Raw genomic sequence first — 18,896 nt, 5'->3', positions numbered from 1 at the left:
CTGTCCCCTACCCGTTTCCAGTCAGTGGCTGATCATCCACGGCCGCTTGGCGGGAAAGGTCTTGGCGCCGGTCGGCATGGTCAGCGTCGCACCGGCTTTCGCCCGGCCGCCCGGCGCCGCGCAGCAGGAACAGCCGGCGCCGTGCTTCTTGCCACCCGAGCGCGGCGCATTGGCGCTGCGTTCGTTGGTAGCGAAGGCCGTGCGGCGGCCGGCATCCATGGTCGACAGCCGCGGTGCCGAGAGGATGACTCGGCGAGCACTGTCGCCGCAGGACGGGCAATCGCAGGGCTCACCAGCCTGCGCCATGGGGCGCAGACTGGTGAAGGTGCCGCAATCGGCACAATCATAGTCGTAGAAGGGCATCGCCTTACAGGTCCTGCGCGATGGGCATGTCGATCGAGCCGTCGAGGAACTTCGTCGGCCCGTCATTGCCCGGCATGATGTCGAACTCGAAGATGTCCGTCGGCAGCCACAGGGTGGCGCAGGCATTCGGCACGTCGACGACGCCCGAGATGTGACCCTGGACCGGCGCGGTGCCGAGGATCGAATAGGCCTGGGCGCCGGAATAGCCGAACTTCTTCAGATATTCGATGGCGTTGAGACAGGCCTGGCGATAGGCGATGTGGACGTCGAGATAATGCTGCTTGCCGGCCTCGTCGACGGAGATGCCCTCGAAGATGAGGTAGTCGTCGTATTTCGGCGTGATCGGCGAAGGCCGGAAGATCGGGTTCTTAACCCCGTATTTCTTCATGCCGCCCTTGATCAGGCTGACCTTGATGTGCAGCCAGCCGGCCATCTCGATGGCGCCGCAGAAGGTGATCTCGCCGTCGCCCTGGCTGAAGTGGAGATCGCCCATGGAGAGCCCGGCCCCGTCGACATAGACCGGGAAATAGACCTTCGAGCCGCGCGACAGATCCTTGATGTCGCAATTGCCGCCATGCTCGCGCGGCGGCACGGTGCGCGCGCCCTCGGCCGCCGCCTTGGCCTTCGCCTCGCCCGTCAGCTTGCCCATGTGAGCCGACTGGGTGTTAGGCAGGGCCGCCAGCGTCGGCACCCGGTCCGGATCGGTGTCGAACAGCGCCTTCTCGCGGGTGTTCCAGTCGTCCAGCATGGCCCGGTCCGGCAGGCAGCCGATCAGGCCCGGATGGATGAGACCGGCATAGCGCACGCCCGGCACGTGGCGCGACTTGGTGAACATGCCCTCGAAATCCCAGATCGACTTCTGGGCCAGCGGGTAGTGCTCGGTCAGGAAGCCGCCGCCATTCTGCTTGGAGAAGAAGCCGTTGAAGCCCCACAGGCTCTCCTCGAAGGCGCCGATGTCGAGGATGTCGACGACGAGGAGATCGCCTGGCTCGGCGCCCTTCACCCCGATCGGGCCGGACAGGTAATGCACCTGTTCGAGCTCGACGTCGCGCACGTCGGAAGCGTCGTTGTCGTTCTTGATCTGGCCGCCGGTCCAGTCATGGGTCTCGACCTTGAAGTCGTCGCCCGGATTGACCCAACAGGCCATCGGAATGTCGGGATGCCAGCGATTGTGGACCATCTCGTTGTCATGCGGCGACTGGGTCAAATCGACCTTGATCAGGGTGTCGGTCATGCCGTTGCGCTCCTTCGTTTCGGCTTCGGGAATGGTTGCCGGTCAGACCGACAGATATTTGGCGATCCGCGCCTCGTCGGCGCCGTCCACCGGCTCGTCATGGACGAGGTCGCCGTTCTCCAGGACGAGCACGCGGTCGGCGATGTCGAGGGCGAAGGACAGGACCTGTTCGGAGACGACGATGGACAGGCCCTTCTCGTCGCGGATGCGCTTCAGGGTGCGGCCCATTTCGCGGATGATCGAGGGCTGGATGCCTTCGGTCGGTTCGTCGAGGAGCAGGACCTTGGGCCGCGAGGCGAGCGCGCGGGCGATCGCCAGTTGCTGCTGCTGGCCGCCGGACAGATTGCCGCCGCGCCGCCCCTTCATCTCGAGAAGCACTGGAAACAGCTCGTAGATGTCCTCCGGCACCTGGCTCTCGCCGGTCACCGTCAGGCCGGTCTCGATGTTCTCGCGCACCGTCATGGTGGAAAAGATCATACGCCCCTGCGGAACGTAGCCAAGACCGCCCTTCACCCGCTGGTGGCTCTTCGCGCCCGACATGTCGGTGCCGTCCACCATCACGGCGCCGGAGGACTGAGGCACGATCCCCATCAGCGACTTCATCAGCGTCGTCTTGCCCATGCCGTTGCGGCCCATGACGGCGACGATCTCGCCGGGCGCCACGTCGAAGGTCAGCCCGTGCAGCACCTCGCTCGAGCCATAGGCGACATGCAGGTCGGAAATGTTCAGCATCGGCGTGTTCCTCAGTGTCCGAGATAGACTTCGACGACCTTGGGATCGGCCTTCACATGGGCCATGTCGCCCTCGGAGATGACCTTGCCCTGGTGCAGCACGGTGACCCGTGTCGCGATGTCCTCGGCGAACTTCATGTCGTGCTCGATGACGATCACCGAGCGGCCCTTGATGATGCGATTGAGGAGTTCGGCGGTCTTGACCCGCTCCGACACGCTCATCCCGGCGACGGGCTCGTCGAGCATCAGGAGCTCGGGGTCCTGGATCAGCAGCATGCCGATCTCCAGCCACTGCTTCTGGCCGTGGCTGAGGAACTCGGCGCGATCGTCCAGATGGTCGGCGAGGAAGATCATCTCGGCGATCTCCTCCACCCGGTCGCGCACCTCCGCGTCGCGCTTGAAGGCCAGCGCTCCGAACACCGTGCGTCCCCGCGGAAAGGAAATCTCCAGATTCTCGAAGACCGTCAAATCGTCGTAGATCGACGGGTTCTGGAATTTCCGCCCGACGCCGGCATGGACGATCTGGTGCTCTTTCATCTTCGTCAGCTCCTGGCCGCGAAAGCGGATCGAGCCGGAGGACGCCTTGGTGCGCCCGCAGATCAGGTCGAGGGCCGTCGTCTTGCCGGCGCCGTTCGGGCCGATGATGACGCGGATCTCGTCTGGATCGACGTAGAAGGAGAGATCGTCCACCGCCTTGAAGCCATCGAAGGAGACGGTGAGACCTTCCACGGCCAGAAGAAACTCTTTGGGTGTCGTCATGGCGCGGATCCTTATTCGGCGGCGGCGGGACCGACCGCGGCATCGGGCGTTCGGCGGTCGGCGAGCGGTGCGGGCGAGCGGCGCAGGAACCGGTCGATCAGCGGCCGCACGTGGCTGGTGAAGATGCCGGCCAGGCCGTTCGGGAAGACCATGACGACGACGATGAACAGGGCGCCCATGGCGAACAGCCACAGTTCCGGGAAGCTCTCGGAGAAGGAGGTCTTGGCCCAGTTGACCAGCAGCGTGCCGTAGACCGCGCCGATCAGCGACAGGCGCCCGCCGACGGCGCAGAAGATCACCATCTCGATCGACGGCACGATGCCGACGAAGGTCGGCGACATGAAGCCCACCTGCAGGGTGAACATCGCCCCGCCGACACCGGCAAGCGCCGCGGCAAAGCAGAACACGAAGGTCTTGAAGGCGGCGACGTCGTAGCCGGAGAAGCGCACCCGATCCTCCTTGTCGCGCAGCGCGACGAGGATGCGGCCGAGCTTGGAATTGCGCACGAGCATCGACAGGCCGATGGCGCCGAGCAGCAGCAGCGCGTTGACGAAATAGAGGATCGTCTTGGCGTCGTCGGTGCGGATGTCCCAGCCGTGCAGCGTTCGCAGGTCGGTGATGCCGTTGACGCCGCCCGTATAGCCCTGCTGGCCGATGATCAGGATGGTCAGGATCGCGGCGATGGCCTGGGTGATGATGGCGAAATAGACGCCGCCGACCCGCCGGGTGAACATCGCGAAGCCGATGACGAAGGCCAGGATCGCCGGCACCAGCACCACCGCCAGAAGGGTGAAGCCGAAGGAGTGGAACGGCTCCCAGAAGAAAGGCAGCTCGGTCAGCTGGTTCCAGTCCATGAAGTCCGGAATGCCCGGGGTGGACTGGATCGCCGTCGCCTCCGGCGTCGAGGCCTCCAGCTTCAGGAACATGGCCATGCAGTAGCCGCCGAGGCCGAAGAAGATGCCCTGCCCGAGGCTGAGGATGCCGGCCGAGCCCCAACACAGGACGAGGCCCACAGCGACGAAGGCGTAGGTCAGGTACTTGCCGACGAGGTTGAGGCGAAAGGCGTCGGTCATCGCGGGGATCACGACGATCAGGAGGGCTGCGAGGAGGAGGAAGCCGATCGCCTCGTATCGGCCGTTGGAAGACAGGAACTTCGTCATGGCTTGATCCTCACCGGCGGACTTTGAGGGTGAACAGGCCCTGCGGTCGCAGCATCAGGATGCCGACGACGGTCAGGAGGGTCAGCACCTTGGCCATCGACCCGGACAGGAAGAATTCCATGGTCGACTGGGCCTGGGAGATGGTGAAGGCCGAGGCGATGGTGCCCAGAAGGCTTGCCGCGCCGCCGAAGACGACGACCAGGAAGGTGTCGACGATGTAGAGCTGGCCGGCGCTCGGCCCGGTCGAGCCGATCATGGTGAAGGCGCTGCCGGCGACGCCGGCGATGCCGCAGCCCAGCCCGAAGGTCATCCGGTCGACCTTTTCGGTGTCGATGCCGACGGCCCCCGCCATGGTGCGGTTCTGGACGACGGCGCGGGTCTGCGCGCCGAGCCGCGAGCGGAACATGACGAGGTAGACGCCGAGGGTGATCAGAAGCGTGATCGCCATGACGATCAACCCGTTGATCGGGATCTCGATGATGTCGGTGAGAGGCAGCGAGCCCATCATCCAGCTTGGCAGGGTGACGCCGACCTCACGTGCGCCGAAGACGGTGCGATAGGTCTGCTGCAGGATCAGCGACAGGCCCCAAGTCGCCAGCAGCGTGTCGAGCGGACGCTTGTAGAGAAAGCGGATCAGGCTCATCTCGACCGCGACGCCGAGGGCGCCGGAGGCGAAGAACGCCAGAACAACCGCCACAAAGAAGGAGATCGGCACCAGCGCCGGCAGGAAGGCTTCGAAGAAGCCAGCGACCAGATAGGTCACATAGGCGCCCAGGATCATGAACTCGCCATGGGCCATGTTGATGACGCCCATCTGGCCGAAGATGATCGCGAGGCCGAGGGCCATGAGCACCAGGACCGAGAACAGCACCAGCCCGGCAAAGCCCTGCATGGCGAAGATCGATCCGAGTTCGCTCCAGGAATAGTCGGAGAACATCCGGGGCTCCTTGTTGGGCGGAAGGGGGCTCGGCGCACGGGTCGCGGGAAGCGGAACGAGGCGCGGGCGGGAAGACGGCTGGATCGGGCAAGGGCCGGCGGGCCGCCCGATCGGCGGACCGTCCGCAAGGGACGGCCCGCCGGAGCGTTGCGGCTTATTGGTAGCCTTCCGGGAATGGATCGGGCTCCATCAGTTCCTTGGTCTCGTAGACCACCTTGTACTGGCCGTCGGCCTGGGCGTGGCCGATGCGCGTCTTGGACCAGAGGTGATGGTTCTCGTGGATCCGCACATAGCCTTCCGGTGCGGTGGTCAGCTCGATGCCCGGGGACGCTTCGCGAACCGCGTCGATGTCGAAGCTGCCGGCCTTCTCGACCGCGGCCTTCCACAGCCAGGGGCCGAGATAGGCGGCCTGGGTCACGTCGCCGATGACGATGTCCTCGCCCCACATGTTCTTGAAGTCGGCGACGAACTTCTGATTGTTCTCGTTCGGCAGGCTCTCGAAATACTTCATCGCGGCGTAGGCGCCCTCGATGTTCTCGCCGCCGATGCCGCGAATCTCGTCCTCGGTCACCGAGATCGTCAGGAGGACCGGGTCCTCCTTGGTCATGTCGATGCCGGCGGCCTTGAGCTGCTTGTAGAAGGCGACGTTGGAGCCGCCGACGACGATGGCGTAGATGACGTCCGGCTTCTTCAGCTTGATCTTGTTGATGACCGAGTTGAACTGGGTGTGGCCGAGCGGATAATAGTCCTCGCCGACGACCTTCAGGCCGAGCTTCTCGATGTGCTTGCGCGCGATCTTGTTGGAGGTGCGCGGCCAGATATAGTCCGAGCCGAGCAGGTAGAAGCTCTTGGCGTCCTTGTTCTTGGCCACCCAGTCTATGCCGGACAGGATCTGCTGGGTCGCTTCCTGACCCGTGTAGATCACATTGGGCGACTCCTCGAGACCCTCGTAGAAGGTCGGGTAGTAGAGCATGCCGTTATACTGCTCGAAGACCGGCAGAACCGCCTTGCGCGATGCCGAGGTCCAGCAGCCGAACACCGCCGCGACCTTGTCCTCGACGAGCAGCTTCTTGGCCTTCTCGGCGAAGGTCGGCCAGTCAGAGGCGCCGTCTTCCTGGGTGTATTCGATCTTGCGGCCGAGGACGCCGCCCATGGCGTTGATCTGCTCGATGGCGAGCTTCTCGGCCTGGACGGAGCCGGTCTCCGAGATCGCCATGGTGCCGGTGACCGAATGCAGGATACCCACCTTCACGGTGTCTTCGGTGACCGCGAGGCCGGTGGTGTTCACCTCCTCGGTCGGCGGCGTCTGGGCGAAGGCGGCGCCCGCACCGGTCACGGCAAGCGTCAACGCCGCCGCGGTTCCCAGCAGAAGCTGGCGTCGCAGCCTGGAGCGCAGGCCGTCACCTCTGGTCGCGTCTGTCATCTGAAACCCCGTCTTTGGATGAATGAGCCCGGCGGTCCGGACTGACCACTCGGTTGACAGGGCGATCATCGCGACGAATGCTGCAGGGCAACAATACGCAGATTGACGTATTCCGGTGCTGACCGTCAGGCCCCATCATCCCGCCATGCGGACGGGCCTTTGCGACAGGACGGGCGGCAGATTCCTGTGTGCGGAAACGGGGACCGCGGGCCGGCGGTCGCTGTCATCCATCGACCACGCCACACGGCGCGGCGACAATGTGAGGACGCGAATGCAGGACGGCTGTCTGTGCCTCTCCCGGGACGCGGCGTGAACGACCCGCGCAGCGCGCCCCAGCGCATCCTCCGGGTGCGCCGCAGCTACAACCAGTTCGTCGCCGACGAGACGCTGGAAGACTACGCCCTCCGCTTCACCGCCAAGAGCGCCCGGCGCTTCACCCCCATGCAGATCGCCATGACGGCGCTGGGCGGCATCTCGTTCCTGGCGCTGGAAGCCATCGGCGGCACGGTGACGCTGAGCTACGGCGTCGCCAACGCCCTGCCCGCCATCGCCTGCGTCGCCATCCTGATCTTCCTGGCCGGCCTGCCGATCTCGTTCTACGCCGCCAAATACGGCGTTGACATCGACCTCCTGACCCGCGGTGCCGGCTTCGGCTATCTCGGCTCGACGGTGACCTCGCTGATCTATGCGAGCTTCACCTTCATCTTCCTCGCCATCGAGGCGGCGATCATGGCGATGGCGCTGAAGATAACCATCGGCCTGCCGCTATGGGCCGGCTACATCGTCTGCGCCGTCGCCGTCATCCCCATCGTGACCCACGGCATCGCCCTGATCAGTCGTTTCCAGACGATCACCCAGCCGATCTGGGTGCTGCTCAACGTCGCCCCCTTCGTCGCCCTTGCGCTGGCCGGCGGCCTGCCCGACGCCGAATGGGCGGCCTATACCGGCACCCGCGGCGACGGCAGCTTCGACATCCTGCTGTTCGGCGGCGCGACGGCGATCCTCTTCGCCCTGACCGCGCAGCTCGGCGAACAGGTCGACTTCCTGCGCTTCATGCCGCGGCGCCGGGCCGGCCGAAGCGTCGCATGGTGGACCGCGCTGATCGCCGGCGGCCCCGGCTGGATCATCGTCGGCACGCTGAAGATCCTCGCCGGCTCGATGCTGGCGGTCTTCGTGGTCGGGCAGGGCCTGTCAATCGCCGAGGCCCATCATCCCACCGTGATGTATCTGACCGCCTATGAGGCGATCATTCCGGACGCGACCGCGGCGCTGTGGACCACCGGACTGTTCGTCGTCATCGCCCAGATGAAGATCAACGTCACCAACGCCTATGCCGGGTCGATCGCCTGGTCGAACTTCTTCTCCCGGCTCACCCACAGCCATCCGGGCCGCGTCGTCTGGGTGATCTTCAACGTCGCCATCGCCGTCCTGTTGATGGAGATGGGCATCCTCCAGGCGCTGGAGGAAATCCTGGCGCTCTACGCGATCCTCGCGGTCGCCTGGGTCGCGCCCCTCGTCGCCGATCTCGTCGTCAACAAGCCGCTCGGCCTGTCGCCGGCCCATATCGAGTTCAAACGGGCGCATCTCTACGACATCAACCCGGTCGGCTTCGGCGCCATGGGCACCGGCATCATCCTCGGCGCCCTCGCCCATGTGGGCCTGTTCGGCGAGCTCCTGGCCGCCCTGTCGGTGTTCGTCACGCTGATCGCCGCCTTCGTCGCGGCTCCGGCAATCGCCTATGCCACCGACGGCCGCTATTATCTGGCCCGCAGGGCGCGCGATGATTGGGCCGGTCTGCCGACACTGGCCTGCTGCATCTGCGAGCACGAATTCGAGCGCGAGGACATGGCGTCCTGTCCGGCCTATGCCGGGCCGATCTGCTCGCTCTGCTGCACGCTCGACGCGCGCTGCAACGACCTCTGCAAGACCGGCAGCCGGGCCCGCGAACAGATCGTCGACGGGCTGGCGCGCAACGTCTCCACCCGCCTCGCCGCCTTCGCCGATTCCGCCCGCGGCCATTATCTGGCGATCTTCCTGACCCTGATCGGCTTCAGCGCCGCCGCCCTGTCGCTGATCTACCTGCAGGCGACCCTGACCCGCTCGGCCGATCCGTCCACCGCGGCCATGGTGCTGGCGCAGGTCTTCGTCATCCTGATCATCTTCATCGGCATCGCCTCCTGGGTCTTCGTCCTCGCCCATGAAAGCCGCCGCGTCGCGCTCGAGGAGACACGGCACCAGACCGGGCTTCTGACCCGCGAGATCGAGGCGCATCGCATCACCGACGCCGAGTTGCAGCGGGCCAAGGAAAAGGCCGAGGCGGCGAGCCTCGCCAAGACGCGCTTCGTCGTCGGCATGAGCCACGAATTGCGCACGCCGCTCAATTCGCTGCTCGGCTTCGCCCAGATCCTCGACAAGGATACGGCCATTCCCGAAAAGCGCCGCGAGGGCGTGAAGGTGATCCGCCGCAGCGGCGAGCATCTGGCCGGGCTGATCGACGGGCTGCTCGACATCTCTCGCATCGAGGCCGGCAAGCTGGAAATCTACCGCGACGAATTCGGCCTCGGCCCGCTCCTGTCGCAGATCGTCGAAATGTTCCGGCTGCAGGCCGGCAATGCCGGCATCGGCTTCGTCTACAGGGTCGAGGGGGCCCTGCCGGACATCGTGCGCGGCGACGCCAAGCGCACCCGGCAGATCTTGATCAATCTCCTGTCGAACGCCATCAAGTTCACCCGCGAGGGTCAGGTGACCCTGACGGTGCGCTATCGCAGCCAGATCGCCGAATTCGCCATTTCCGACACCGGACCGGGGATCGCCGAGGAGCATGTCGAACGCGTCTTCGAGCCCTTCGAGCGCATCGAGGACGGCGCCGCACGGCCGGTGCCCGGCATGGGGCTCGGGCTTACCATCACCAAGCTGCTTGCCGAGATCCTGGGCGGCGACGTCCGCCTGGCCTCGACGCTCGGGGTCGGAAGCACCTTCACGGTCCGCCTGATGCTGGCGACCGTCGTCGCCCCCGTCGGGGTAGTGACCCAGCGCCGGGAAGTCACCGGCTATCGCGGCGAACGCCGGACCGTGTTGGTCATCGACGACGAGCCGGTGCATCGGCAGCTGGTCGAGGAAATCCTGACGCCGATCGGCTTCACCGTGCTCACAGCCGACGGCGGCGAGACCGGCCTGCGCATGGCCCGTCTCGCCGAGCCGGACCTCGTCATTCTCGACGTCAGCATGCCCGGCCAGAGCGGCTGGGAGGTCGCCGAACGCATCGCCGCGGGCGGGATCGCGAGCCGGATCGTCATGCTGTCGGCCGACGCCCGGCCCCAGTCGATCAGCGGACCGATCGCGGACTGGGTGTCCAAGCCGCTGGTGATCGACACCCTGCTCGACACCATCGCCCGCACGCTGGGCCTCGAATGGCTACATGACGACGAAGCGGCGGACGATGTGCTGGTCGCACCGGCCGCGGCGTCCGGTGAAAGTGCCGATCTCGGCGGCGTTCGCGATCTTGCGGAGATCGACCGCAGCGACCTGCTGGCGCTGGTGGAGATCGGCCATATGCGGGGGATCAACGCCAAGCTGGACGAGATCGCCCGTCGTGACCCGGGCGTCGCGGCCGGAGTCGCGCAGCTCCGTTCCGCCGTCGAGCGCATGGATTTCGATGCCGTCGAGGCGCTTCTGGCGGGAGGCGGGCGATGATCGCGGAACGCGGCGGCCACCGCACCACCGTCCTCGTGGTCGACGATTCGCCCGACACGATCAGCCTGTTGCGCACGGCGCTGGAGGACGAGGGCATGACAGTACTCGTGGCGGCCAGCGGGTCGCGGGCACTCGCCATCGCCCGCCGAACGATCCCCGACATCATCCTGATGGATGCCGTCATGCCCGGCACCGACGGGTTCGAGACCACCCGCCAGATCAAGGCCGACAGCCGTCTGGCCGACATTCCGGTAATCTTCATGACCGGGCTCAGCGAGACCGAGCACGTGCTTGAGGCCTTCGAGGCCGGCGGTGTCGACTACGTCACCAAGCCCGTCGTCATCGAGCAGGTCTTCGCCCGCATGCGCGTCCACCAGGCGAATGCCCGCAAGACCCGTTCGGCTCGGCTTGCCCTCGACAGCGCCGGTCGGCATCTCTTTGCCATCGACGCGTCGGGCGAAGTTCTCTGGACGACGCCATGGGCCCGCCGCCACATTCTGGAGGCCGCTGAGGGTCCGATCGCCGCAGGCGTCCTGAAGACCATCCTCGCCAGCCTGCGCCAGGGCCGTGCATCGGCGACGGACACCGGCACCGGGCTGAGCTTCGCCTTCCTCGGCGAGGCAGGGGACGGCGAGTTCCTGCTGCGGGTCTCGCAGGTCGCCAGCGACGCGACGCTGATCGCGTCCCTCAATGCGAAACTGCCGATCTCGCCGCGCGAGGCCGAGGTGCTGCTGTGGCTGTCGCGCGGCAAGTCCAACCAGGACATTGCCGACATCCTAAAGCTCAGCGTGCGGACGGTGAACAAGCATCTGGAGACGATTTTCCGCAAGCTCGGCGTCGAGAACCGTTCGGCCGCCACGGCGATCGCCATGGAGCAGATCCGCGAATTCGTCTGATCGCCCGCCGGCAAGAGCGCGGCCCGTTCCCCGGCCGTCCTATTCCTTCACCCGTTCCCGTTCGAGATTCCGGCAGATCCTGCACCCGGCGGCGACCTGCGGGAACTTCTGCGCCCGCAACTGCTTAGCCCGAAAAGGTAACGGCAAGGCGGCAAGAGGGACGCCGCAGGAAGGATAATGAGGCATGAGCAACGCCGCAGCGAACGACAGGAATCCGTCGGCCGTCCTCTACCGGATGGTCATGGAGGAGCATGTCTGCCCCTACGGGCTGAAGTCGAAGGACCTTCTCGAGCGCGAAGGGTTCACGGTCGACGACAACTGGCTGACCACCCGCGAGGAGACCGACGCCTTCAAGGCGAAGCATGGGGTCGAGACGACGCCGCAGATCTTCATCGGCGGCGATCGCGTCGGCGGCTACACCGACCTGCGCGAACATTTCGGCAAGTCGGTCCAGTCTGAGGACGAGACCACCTACCAGCCGGTGATCGCCATCTTCTCGGTCGCCTTCCTGATGGCGCTGGCGGTCTCTTTCGCCGCCTATCAGACGATCTTCACCCTGCGGGCGATCGAGTGGTTCTTCGCCATCTCCATGTGCCTGCTCGGCATCCAGAAGCTGCAGGACGTCGAGAGTTTCTCGACCATGCTCCTGAATTACGACCTCTTGGCCAAGCGATGGGTGCGCTACGGCAAGATCTACCCGTTCGGCGAGACGCTGGCCGGCGTGCTGATGATCGCCGGCACCCTCACCTGGCTGTCGGCGCCGATCGCGCTGATCATCGGAACCATCGGCGCCGTGTCGGTCTTCTATGCGGTCTATGTGCAGAAGCGCGAACTCAAATGCGCCTGCGTCGGCGGCGGCTCGAACGTGCCCCTGGGCTTCGTGTCGCTGACCGAGAACCTCGTGATGATCGGCATGGGCCTGTGGATGCCCCTTCGCATGATGCTGTGGGGCTGAGACCCGGCACTGCTATCCGGGGGCGGCAAGGCTGACACCTCGCCGCCTGGAATCTGTTCGCTCAGCCGACCTTGCTCACCATTGTTCCTGCGCGGCGCGCAGCATCAGCGTGTCATAGCTGTAGTCGGAGATCCGCCACCACTGGTAGGTCCGGTCGCGATATTCCATCTGGTGGTCGAGCAGCTTCTTGAAAGCCGGGCTCTTCTCGCCGAGTTCCGCATAGACTTCTCTCGCCGCAGCGTAGCTCTTCTGCAGGACGTCCTGCGGGAAGGCGCGCAATTGCGTGCCCTCGGACAGCAGGCGGGCAAGGGCGATCGGGTTCTGGACGTCGTATTTCGCCGTCATCTCGGTGCCGGCGGCCATTGCCGCGGTCCGCACGATCGACTGGTAGCTGGCCGGCAGCGCCTTCCACTTCTCCAGATTGATGAAGAAGCTGAGCGACGCGGCGCCCTCCCAGAAGCCCGGGAAGTAATAGAAGGGCGCGATCTTCGACAGGCCGAGATTCTGATCGTCCTGCGGGCCGACGAATTCGGCCGCGTCGATCGTGCCGCGCTCCAGCGAGGGATAGATGTCGCCCGCTGCGATCTGCGTGGGGACGAGGCCGAGCCGCTGCAGGACGTTGCCGGCGAGGCCGCCGATCCGCATCTTCAAGCCCTTCAGATCCTCGGCGCTGTTGATCTCCTTGCGGAACCAGCCGCCCATCTGGGTGCCGGTGTTGCCGGCCGGGAAATGGACCAGATCGTAGGTCGCGCAGAACTCGTTGAAGAGGTCGTTGCCGCCGCCCTCGTAGAACCAGCCATTCTGCTGGCGGGCATTCGGGCCGAACGGAATGCAGGTGCCGAAGGCGAAGGCCGGGTCCTGGCCGATATAGAAATACGAGCCGGTCTGGCCCATCTCGACCGTGCCGCGCTGGACGCCGTCGACGATGCTCAGCGGCGGAATGATCTCGCCGGCGGCAAAGACCTGGATCTGGAAGCGACCGTCCGTCGCCTCGGTCACGGCCTTCGCAAAGGAATCGGCCGCGCCGTAGATCGTGTTCAGCGATTTCGGATAGCTCGATTGCAGGCGCCAGATCACCTCCGGCTGCGACTGCGCCAGCGCCGGTGCGGCGAGCGTACTGCCGACGGCGCCCAGTCCGGCCGTCGCCATGAAGTTTCTGCGGTCCATTGCTCTTCCCCCGTTTTCATGCCCGGATGGGGTCCGGGCACCTCCCCGACGCGTGCGCTTGGCGCCGCGCCGCATGTTCACATCGCCGTCGTCAGGCCCCCGTCCACCACGAGGACATGCCCCGTGACGTAGGATGCCGCGGGCGAGGCCAGGAACACGGCCGCGCCGGCGATCTCCCGCGGCTGTCCCCAGCGCCCGATCAGCGACCGGCCGGCGAAATGCTCCACGGCCTTCGGATCGGCGATCATCTCGGCATTGGCTTCCGTCGCGAAACCGCCGGGCGCGATCGCGTTGCTGGTGATGCCGTGCGGGCCGTATTCGGCCGCCAGCGCCCGCACCAGACCGGTCAGGCCGTGCTTGGAGGCCGTATAGACCGCGTCGTTGGCGCGGGCGACATGTCCGGCGATCGACGTCATCATGATCAGCCGGCCAGAACCCTGCGGCACCATGAGCGCCGCCGCCTCGCGGGCAAGGACGATGCCGGCGGTCAGATTGGTGTCGATGAGCGCGCGGATGTCGGCGTCGGAAAACTCCGCCAGCGGCTTGCGATCGCGGGCCCCGGCATTGTGCACGAGGATGTCGATCCGGCCAGCGTCTGCATGGATTCGGCGCAGCGCTTCACGTGTCGCATCGGGGTCGGTGAAATCGAAGACGGCGCCGACCGGCTCATGCGCGGTCCCGCGGATGCTGCCGGCCGCCGCTTCCACGCGCGACCGGTCGCGGCCGGCCAGAACGACCCGGGCACCCGCCTCTGCCATGGCCCGCGCGACCTCCAGGCCGAGCCCCCGGCTCGCGCCGGTGACCAGCGCCACCTGCCCGTCGAGCGAAAACAGGCCGGGCACGGCAATCGGCGCGGATCGTGACGTCACGCGCTTCGCCACGGTCCGGCCTTTTTCGTCTATCGCCATGTCCGCCATCCAGTCTCCCGGCCGCTGGATGCCCCCGTATCCGGCGTCCACCCTCCCCTCGCAGCGGATGGCATACGATACGATTCGTCCCGGACTGTCATGCGGTATTAAGCGAGTAAGCGGCCGCGGCAGAAACACGCGCTGTCCGCAAGATAACGGCAAAGTTTCGCGGCCCGACGACAGATCGCACTGGTTTGTGCGCCGCACTCTGTGATTACCTTCCCGAGGCGCCGGTTCATCGGTGCTTTGCCGCATCGGGAGAAGTGCGGCCGATCACCGTCTGGGAGGACATCATGACGAGGCTTCTGAAAGCTGCCGTATCGGCAGCCACCATCATGCTTGCGACCGGCGCCCATGCCGAGACCGCCGACAAGCGCATCGCGCTGTCCAACAATTACGCCGGCAATTCCTGGCGCCAGGCCATGCTGGAAAGCTGGAAGACCGTGACCGACAAGGCCGTGGCCGACGGTATCGTCGCCGAAGCCGACGCCTTCACCACCGCCGAGAACCAGGCCACCGAACAGGCCGCGCAGATCCAGAACATGATCCTGCAGGGCTACGACGCCATCGTCATCAATGCGGCGTCGCCGACGGCGCTCAACGGCGCCATCAAGGAAGCCTGCGATGCCGGCATCACGGTCGTCTCCTTCGATGGCATCGTCGAGGAGCCCTGCGCCTGGCGGATCGCCGTCGACTTCAAGCAGATGGGCGCCGACCAGATCGATTATCTGAAGGGCCGCCTGCCCGACGGCGGCAATCTGCTCGAGATCCGAGGCCTCGCCGGCGTCTTCGTCGACGACGCCATCTCGTCCGGCATCCACGCCGGCGTCGAGGCCAACCCGCAGTTCAAGATCGTCGGCTCGGTGCATGGCGACTGGGCGCAGGACGTGGCGCAGAAGGCCGTCGCCGGCGTGCTGCCGTCGCTGCCGGAAGTCGTCGGCGTCGCGACCCAGGGCGGCGACGGCTACGGCGCCGCCCAAGCCTTTGAGGCCGCTGGCCGACCGACGCCGATCATCGTCATGGGCAACCGCCAGGACGAGCTGACCTGGTGGGCCGAGCAGCGCGACGCCAATGGCTACGAGACCATGTCGGTCTCGATCGCGCCGGGTGTGTCCACCCTCGCCTTCTGGGTCGCCCAGCAGATCCTCGACGGCAAGGAGGTGCCGAAGGATCTGACCGTGCCGTTCCTGCGGATCGACCAGGACGGGCTCGACGAGGCCCTGAAGACGACGCCCGAGGGCGGCGTCGCCAATGTCGAGTACACGCTGGAAGACGCCCAGGGCGTGATCGCCGGCACCAACTGAGTTCGGCCCGATGACGACAGGCAGTGACGCTCCGGGGGCAGCCGGCCCCCGGGGAAACATTCTGGTCGCGCTTCAAAGCGCGCGCAAATCCTTCGGGCCGGTCCGGGCTCTCGATACGGTCGATCTGACGGTGACGGGCGGCGAATGCCTCGCCCTCGTCGGCCATAACGGGGCCGGCAAGTCGACCCTGGTCAATCTGATCAACGGCAATCTGGAGCCGACCGACGGCGCGGTCCGATATGGCTTTGCCGACGGCACCGACGGTTCGGGCCAGATCGCGCGGCGCCGTGCCGGCGTGCGCGCCGTGCATCAGGAACTGTCGCTTTGCCCCAATCTGACCGTCGCCGAGAATGTTCGCATCTCCCAGCGCGACCTCACCGGTCGCGGCTGGCGCGGCCGGGCGGCGCGCCGCGTGATGGCCGCGCTCGACAAGATCTTTCTCGGCCACCGCATTCAGCCCGAGGCAATCGTCGGCGACCTGACGCTGACCGAGCGCCAGATGGTCGAGGTGGCGATCGGCTTTGCCGACGGCGCCGAACCGGCGCGGCTGGTCATTCTGGATGAACCAACCTCCTCGCTGGACGGCTCGATCGCCGGGCAGTTGCTTGCCCATGTCCGCCGCTTCTGCGCCGGGGGCGGCTCGGTCATCTTCATCTCCCACATGCTGGGCGAGGTCTTCGACGTGGCGACCCGGATCGCCGTGATGAAGGACGGCCGCGTCATCGCTGACCGCGAGGCCGGGCACTTCACCCGGCAATCGCTGGTCTCGGCGATGGGCCATGTCGCCTCAGAAAAGGCCGCACAGCGTGTGCGCCCGCAGGGCGACGACATCCTGTCGACGCCCGAAGGGCTGAAGGCACGGCGCGGCGAGATCGTCGGCCTTGCCGGGCTGGCCGGCCACGGCCAGGCCGAAGCGCTGGCCGCCTTCTACCTGTCGCAGACCTCGAACTGGCGGGCCCGGGCACCGCAGGCGGTCTTCGTCGCGGGTGACCGCGGCCGCGACGGCATCTTTCCGCTGTGGTCGATCCTGCGCAATGCCACGCTTGCCGCCCTGCCGCGCCTGACACGCCGGGGCATGGTCGACGCAGACGGCGAACGGACCCTCGCCGACGACTGGCGCGAGAAGATCGGCATCCGCACCGACGACATCGACAACCCGATCCTGTCCCTGTCCGGCGGCAACCAGCAGAAGGTGCTGTTCGCCCGGGCACTGGCGACGCAGGCCCCGATCGTCGTCATGGACGACCCGATGCGCGGCGTCGACATCGGCACCAAGACCCAGGTCTACGAGATGATCCGACACGAGGCCGACGCCGGCCGCACCTTCCTCTGGTATTCGACCGAGATCGACGAGACGTGCCTGTGCGACCGCGTCTTCGTCTATCGCAACGGCGCCATCGCCGCCGAGCTGACCGGCGCCGCGATCTCCGAGGAGCAGATCCTGTCGAACAGCTTCGAAATGCAGGGTCAGGCCGCATGAAGCCCAATCTGCGCATTCTCCTGCCGGTGCTCTCGCTGGCGCTCCTGCTCGGGGCGGTCTTCGTCATCCAGCCCCGCACGATGAGCTATCTGGGGCTGAACCTGCTGTTCAACCTGGCGGTGCCGATCGCGCTCGCCACGGTCGCCCAGATGATCATCATCATGGTCAACGACATCGACCTGTCGGTCGGCACCTTCGTCAGCTTCGTGGCCTGCGTCACCGCCACATGGCTGAACGACGCGCCGCTGATCGGCGCCGCGATCCTGGCGGCGTCGGTTCTGGCCTATGCCGGGCTGGGTGCGCTGATCCAGGCCCGCGGCCTGCCGGCCATCGTCGTCACCCTCGGCATGTCCTTCGTCTGGGCCGGGCTGGCGCTGATGATCCTGCCCTCGCCGGGCGGTGCCTCGCCGGGCTGGTTGCGCTGGCTGATGACGGCCAAGCCACCGATCGCGCCGATGGCGATCGTCGCCAGCGTGCTCATTGCCGGCCTCGCCCATCTCCTGATCATGCGCTCCTCCTTCGGCACCGTGCTGCGCGGCTTCGGCGGCAACGAGCGGACGCTGGCCCGGGCCGGCTGGTCGCTGATCCGCCTGCGCGCCAGCGCCTATGCCCTGTCGGCGGTCTTCGGCATCCTGTCGGGCATGACACTGGTCGGCCTGTCGACCGCCGCGGACGCCAATATCGCGCTGCGCTACACGCTGCTGTCGATCGCCGGCGTCATTCTGGGCGGCGGCGAGTTCACCGGCGGCCGCATCTCGCCCGTCGGTGCGGTGATCGGCGCCCTGACGCTGGCCCTGGCCGGCAGCTTCCTGTCGTTCATCCGCCTGTCGCCCGACTGGCAGATCGGCGCCCAGGGGTTCATCCTGATCATCGTGCTCGCGGCGCGGCTGCTTCTTTCGGTCCGGCGGCGCAACCGGGGCGTGGCGGCATGATCGCGACGCTCTTCTCGCGCGCCTGGATCTGGGCCTTCGTCGCGGCGGGCATCACCTTCGCCTTCACAGCCGCCATCGGGCAGACCGCCGGCGGCACCGGCCTTCTGGTCGCGGCGCTGACCTTCTCGGCCTTTTCGGTCATCGTCGGTCTCGGCCAGATGTTCGTCATCACGCTGGGACCGGGCAATGTCGACCTGTCGATCCCGGCGACCATGACGCTCGCGGGCACCGTATCGCTGAAATACATGGGCGGCGCGGCCGGGGCGGATGTCGCGCTTGTCGGCCTTCTGGTCGCGCTGGGCATCGGCCTTGGTGCCGGCATCGCCAATTTCGCGCTGATCAAGCTCCTGCGCATCCCGCCGATCATCGCGACCCTTGCCTCGTCCTTCGTCTATCTGTCGCTGGCGATCTGGTCGAACCGTGGCATCCGCATCAAGCCGCCCGAGGCGCTGTCCGATTTCGCCATCGGTCGCAGCCTCGGCGTGCCGAACGTCGCCTGGCTGGCGCTCGTCATCGCGGTCATCGCCTGGGTGGCGCTCAATCGCGCCGCCTATGGGCGCAATCTGTCCGCTAGCGGCCAGAACCCGCGCGCCGCGCGGCTCGCCGGCGTGCCCGTCGATGCGGTGCGGGCCATCACTTACGTTCTCTGCGCCGGGCTCGCCGGGCTCACCGGCTTCCTGCTCTCATGCTTTTCCGGCGGGGCCGCGCTGAACATGGGCACCGAATATCTCCTGACCTCGATCGCCGTCGTGGTCATCGGCGGCTCATCCATTGGCGGCGGCCGCTCCAACGTCCCCGGCATCTGGGCCGGCGCGCTGTTCCTGTTCCTCATCGTCTCGATGCTGAATTCCTACGGCCTCGGCGCCGGCGTCCGCCTCTTGATGACCGGCCTCATCATCATCGCCATCGTCGCCGCCGGCAGTCGGCCGGTCAGAGGCTGAGAACCGGTAGCGA

The 18,896-nt window shown here is 66.5% G+C and carries 16 protein-coding genes; 7 read left to right on the top strand and 9 right to left on the bottom strand.

Translation table 11 applies throughout. The annotated features are described in order from the left end of the window. Positions 1-21: 21 nt before the first annotated feature. The 7 genes from SI859A1_RS01015 to urtA form a co-directional block, all read right to left on the bottom strand. Positions 22-363, bottom strand: coding sequence for an FmdB family zinc ribbon protein (locus SI859A1_RS01015; protein ID WP_009208021.1), 342 nt, complete (start codon positions 361-363; stop codon positions 22-24). 4 nt (positions 364-367) lie between these two features. Then, positions 368-1,597 (bottom strand): formamidase, encoded by a 1,230-nt coding sequence (gene fmdA / locus SI859A1_RS01010; RefSeq protein WP_009208020.1) that lies wholly within the window; start codon positions 1,595-1,597, stop codon positions 368-370. Between the two features lie 42 nt (positions 1,598-1,639). Continuing rightward, a complete protein-coding gene (urtE, locus tag SI859A1_RS01005) occupies positions 1,640-2,329 on the bottom strand; it encodes an urea ABC transporter ATP-binding subunit UrtE (protein ID WP_009208018.1) in 690 nt (229 codons plus the stop codon). A gap of 11 nt (positions 2,330-2,340) precedes the next feature. Then, on the bottom strand, positions 2,341-3,087 hold the full coding sequence (gene urtD, locus SI859A1_RS01000; protein ID WP_009208017.1) for an urea ABC transporter ATP-binding protein UrtD: 747 nt from the start codon (positions 3,085-3,087) through the stop codon (positions 2,341-2,343). A gap of 11 nt (positions 3,088-3,098) precedes the next feature. Continuing rightward, positions 3,099-4,247, bottom strand: coding sequence for an urea ABC transporter permease subunit UrtC (gene urtC, locus SI859A1_RS00995; RefSeq protein WP_009208016.1), 1,149 nt, complete (start codon positions 4,245-4,247; stop codon positions 3,099-3,101). A 10-nt stretch (positions 4,248-4,257) separates the two neighbouring features. Further along, complete coding sequence (urtB, locus tag SI859A1_RS00990; protein ID WP_009208015.1) at positions 4,258-5,184, bottom strand: urea ABC transporter permease subunit UrtB; 927 nt, start codon at positions 5,182-5,184, stop codon at positions 4,258-4,260. Between the two features lie 154 nt (positions 5,185-5,338). Further along, positions 5,339-6,607 carry an urea ABC transporter substrate-binding protein gene (urtA, locus tag SI859A1_RS00985; protein WP_050767389.1) on the bottom strand — a complete coding sequence of 423 codons (1,269 nt, stop codon included), beginning with the start codon at positions 6,605-6,607 and terminating at the stop codon, positions 5,339-5,341. A gap of 309 nt (positions 6,608-6,916) precedes the next feature. On the opposite strand from urtA, the gene SI859A1_RS00980 reads away from it, so the two are divergent. The 3 genes from SI859A1_RS00980 (at position 6,917) to SI859A1_RS00970 (ending at position 12,151) form a co-directional block, all read left to right on the top strand. Continuing rightward, positions 6,917-10,300 carry a hybrid sensor histidine kinase/response regulator gene (locus SI859A1_RS00980; protein WP_009208013.1) on the top strand — a complete coding sequence of 1,128 codons (3,384 nt, stop codon included), beginning with the start codon at positions 6,917-6,919 and terminating at the stop codon, positions 10,298-10,300. Continuing rightward, positions 10,297-11,196 (top strand): response regulator transcription factor, encoded by a 900-nt coding sequence (locus tag SI859A1_RS00975; RefSeq protein ID WP_009208012.1) that lies wholly within the window; start codon positions 10,297-10,299, stop codon positions 11,194-11,196. Before SI859A1_RS00980 ends, SI859A1_RS00975 begins: the two co-directional genes overlap by 4 nt. A gap of 184 nt (positions 11,197-11,380) precedes the next feature. After that, positions 11,381-12,151, top strand: coding sequence for a MauE/DoxX family redox-associated membrane protein (locus tag SI859A1_RS00970; protein ID WP_009208011.1), 771 nt, complete (start codon positions 11,381-11,383; stop codon positions 12,149-12,151). Positions 12,152-12,226: 75 nt separating this feature from the next. Here SI859A1_RS00970 and SI859A1_RS00965 read toward each other — a convergent pair whose 3' ends face one another. Both SI859A1_RS00965 and SI859A1_RS00960 read right to left on the bottom strand, forming a co-directional pair. After that, positions 12,227-13,318 carry a TRAP transporter substrate-binding protein gene (locus SI859A1_RS00965; protein WP_009208010.1) on the bottom strand — a complete coding sequence of 364 codons (1,092 nt, stop codon included), beginning with the start codon at positions 13,316-13,318 and terminating at the stop codon, positions 12,227-12,229. A 77-nt stretch (positions 13,319-13,395) separates the two neighbouring features. Beyond that, positions 13,396-14,166, bottom strand: a complete 771-nt coding sequence (locus SI859A1_RS00960; protein WP_040326116.1) for an SDR family oxidoreductase — start codon at positions 14,164-14,166, stop codon at positions 13,396-13,398. Between the two features lie 353 nt (positions 14,167-14,519). Here SI859A1_RS00960 and SI859A1_RS00955 point away from each other — a divergent pair, with 353 nt between their 5' ends. From SI859A1_RS00955 to SI859A1_RS00940, 4 genes are read left to right on the top strand one after another with little or no spacing between them, the layout of a single operon-like run. After that, positions 14,520-15,530 (top strand): ABC transporter substrate-binding protein, encoded by a 1,011-nt coding sequence (locus tag SI859A1_RS00955; RefSeq protein ID WP_009208008.1) that lies wholly within the window; start codon positions 14,520-14,522, stop codon positions 15,528-15,530. Between the two features lie 10 nt (positions 15,531-15,540). Continuing rightward, positions 15,541-17,010 carry an ATP-binding cassette domain-containing protein gene (locus SI859A1_RS00950; protein ID WP_009208007.1) on the top strand — a complete coding sequence of 490 codons (1,470 nt, stop codon included), beginning with the start codon at positions 15,541-15,543 and terminating at the stop codon, positions 17,008-17,010. Then, entirely contained in the window at positions 17,007-17,942 is a 936-nt protein-coding gene (locus SI859A1_RS00945) for an ABC transporter permease (protein WP_009208006.1), read from the top strand. The genes SI859A1_RS00950 and SI859A1_RS00945 overlap by 4 nt, the downstream gene beginning before the upstream one ends. Further along, positions 17,939-18,883 (top strand): ABC transporter permease, encoded by a 945-nt coding sequence (locus SI859A1_RS00940; protein WP_009208005.1) that lies wholly within the window; start codon positions 17,939-17,941, stop codon positions 18,881-18,883. Before SI859A1_RS00945 ends, SI859A1_RS00940 begins: the two co-directional genes overlap by 4 nt. The last annotated feature ends 13 nt before the right edge of the window (positions 18,884-18,896 follow it).

Origin of the sequence: Aurantimonas manganoxydans SI85-9A1 (assembly GCF_000153465.1) — a bacterium.
Classification (GTDB): Bacteria; Pseudomonadota; Alphaproteobacteria; order Rhizobiales; family Rhizobiaceae; genus Aurantimonas; species Aurantimonas manganoxydans.
This window is presented reverse-complemented; position numbering and strand designations above follow the sequence as displayed.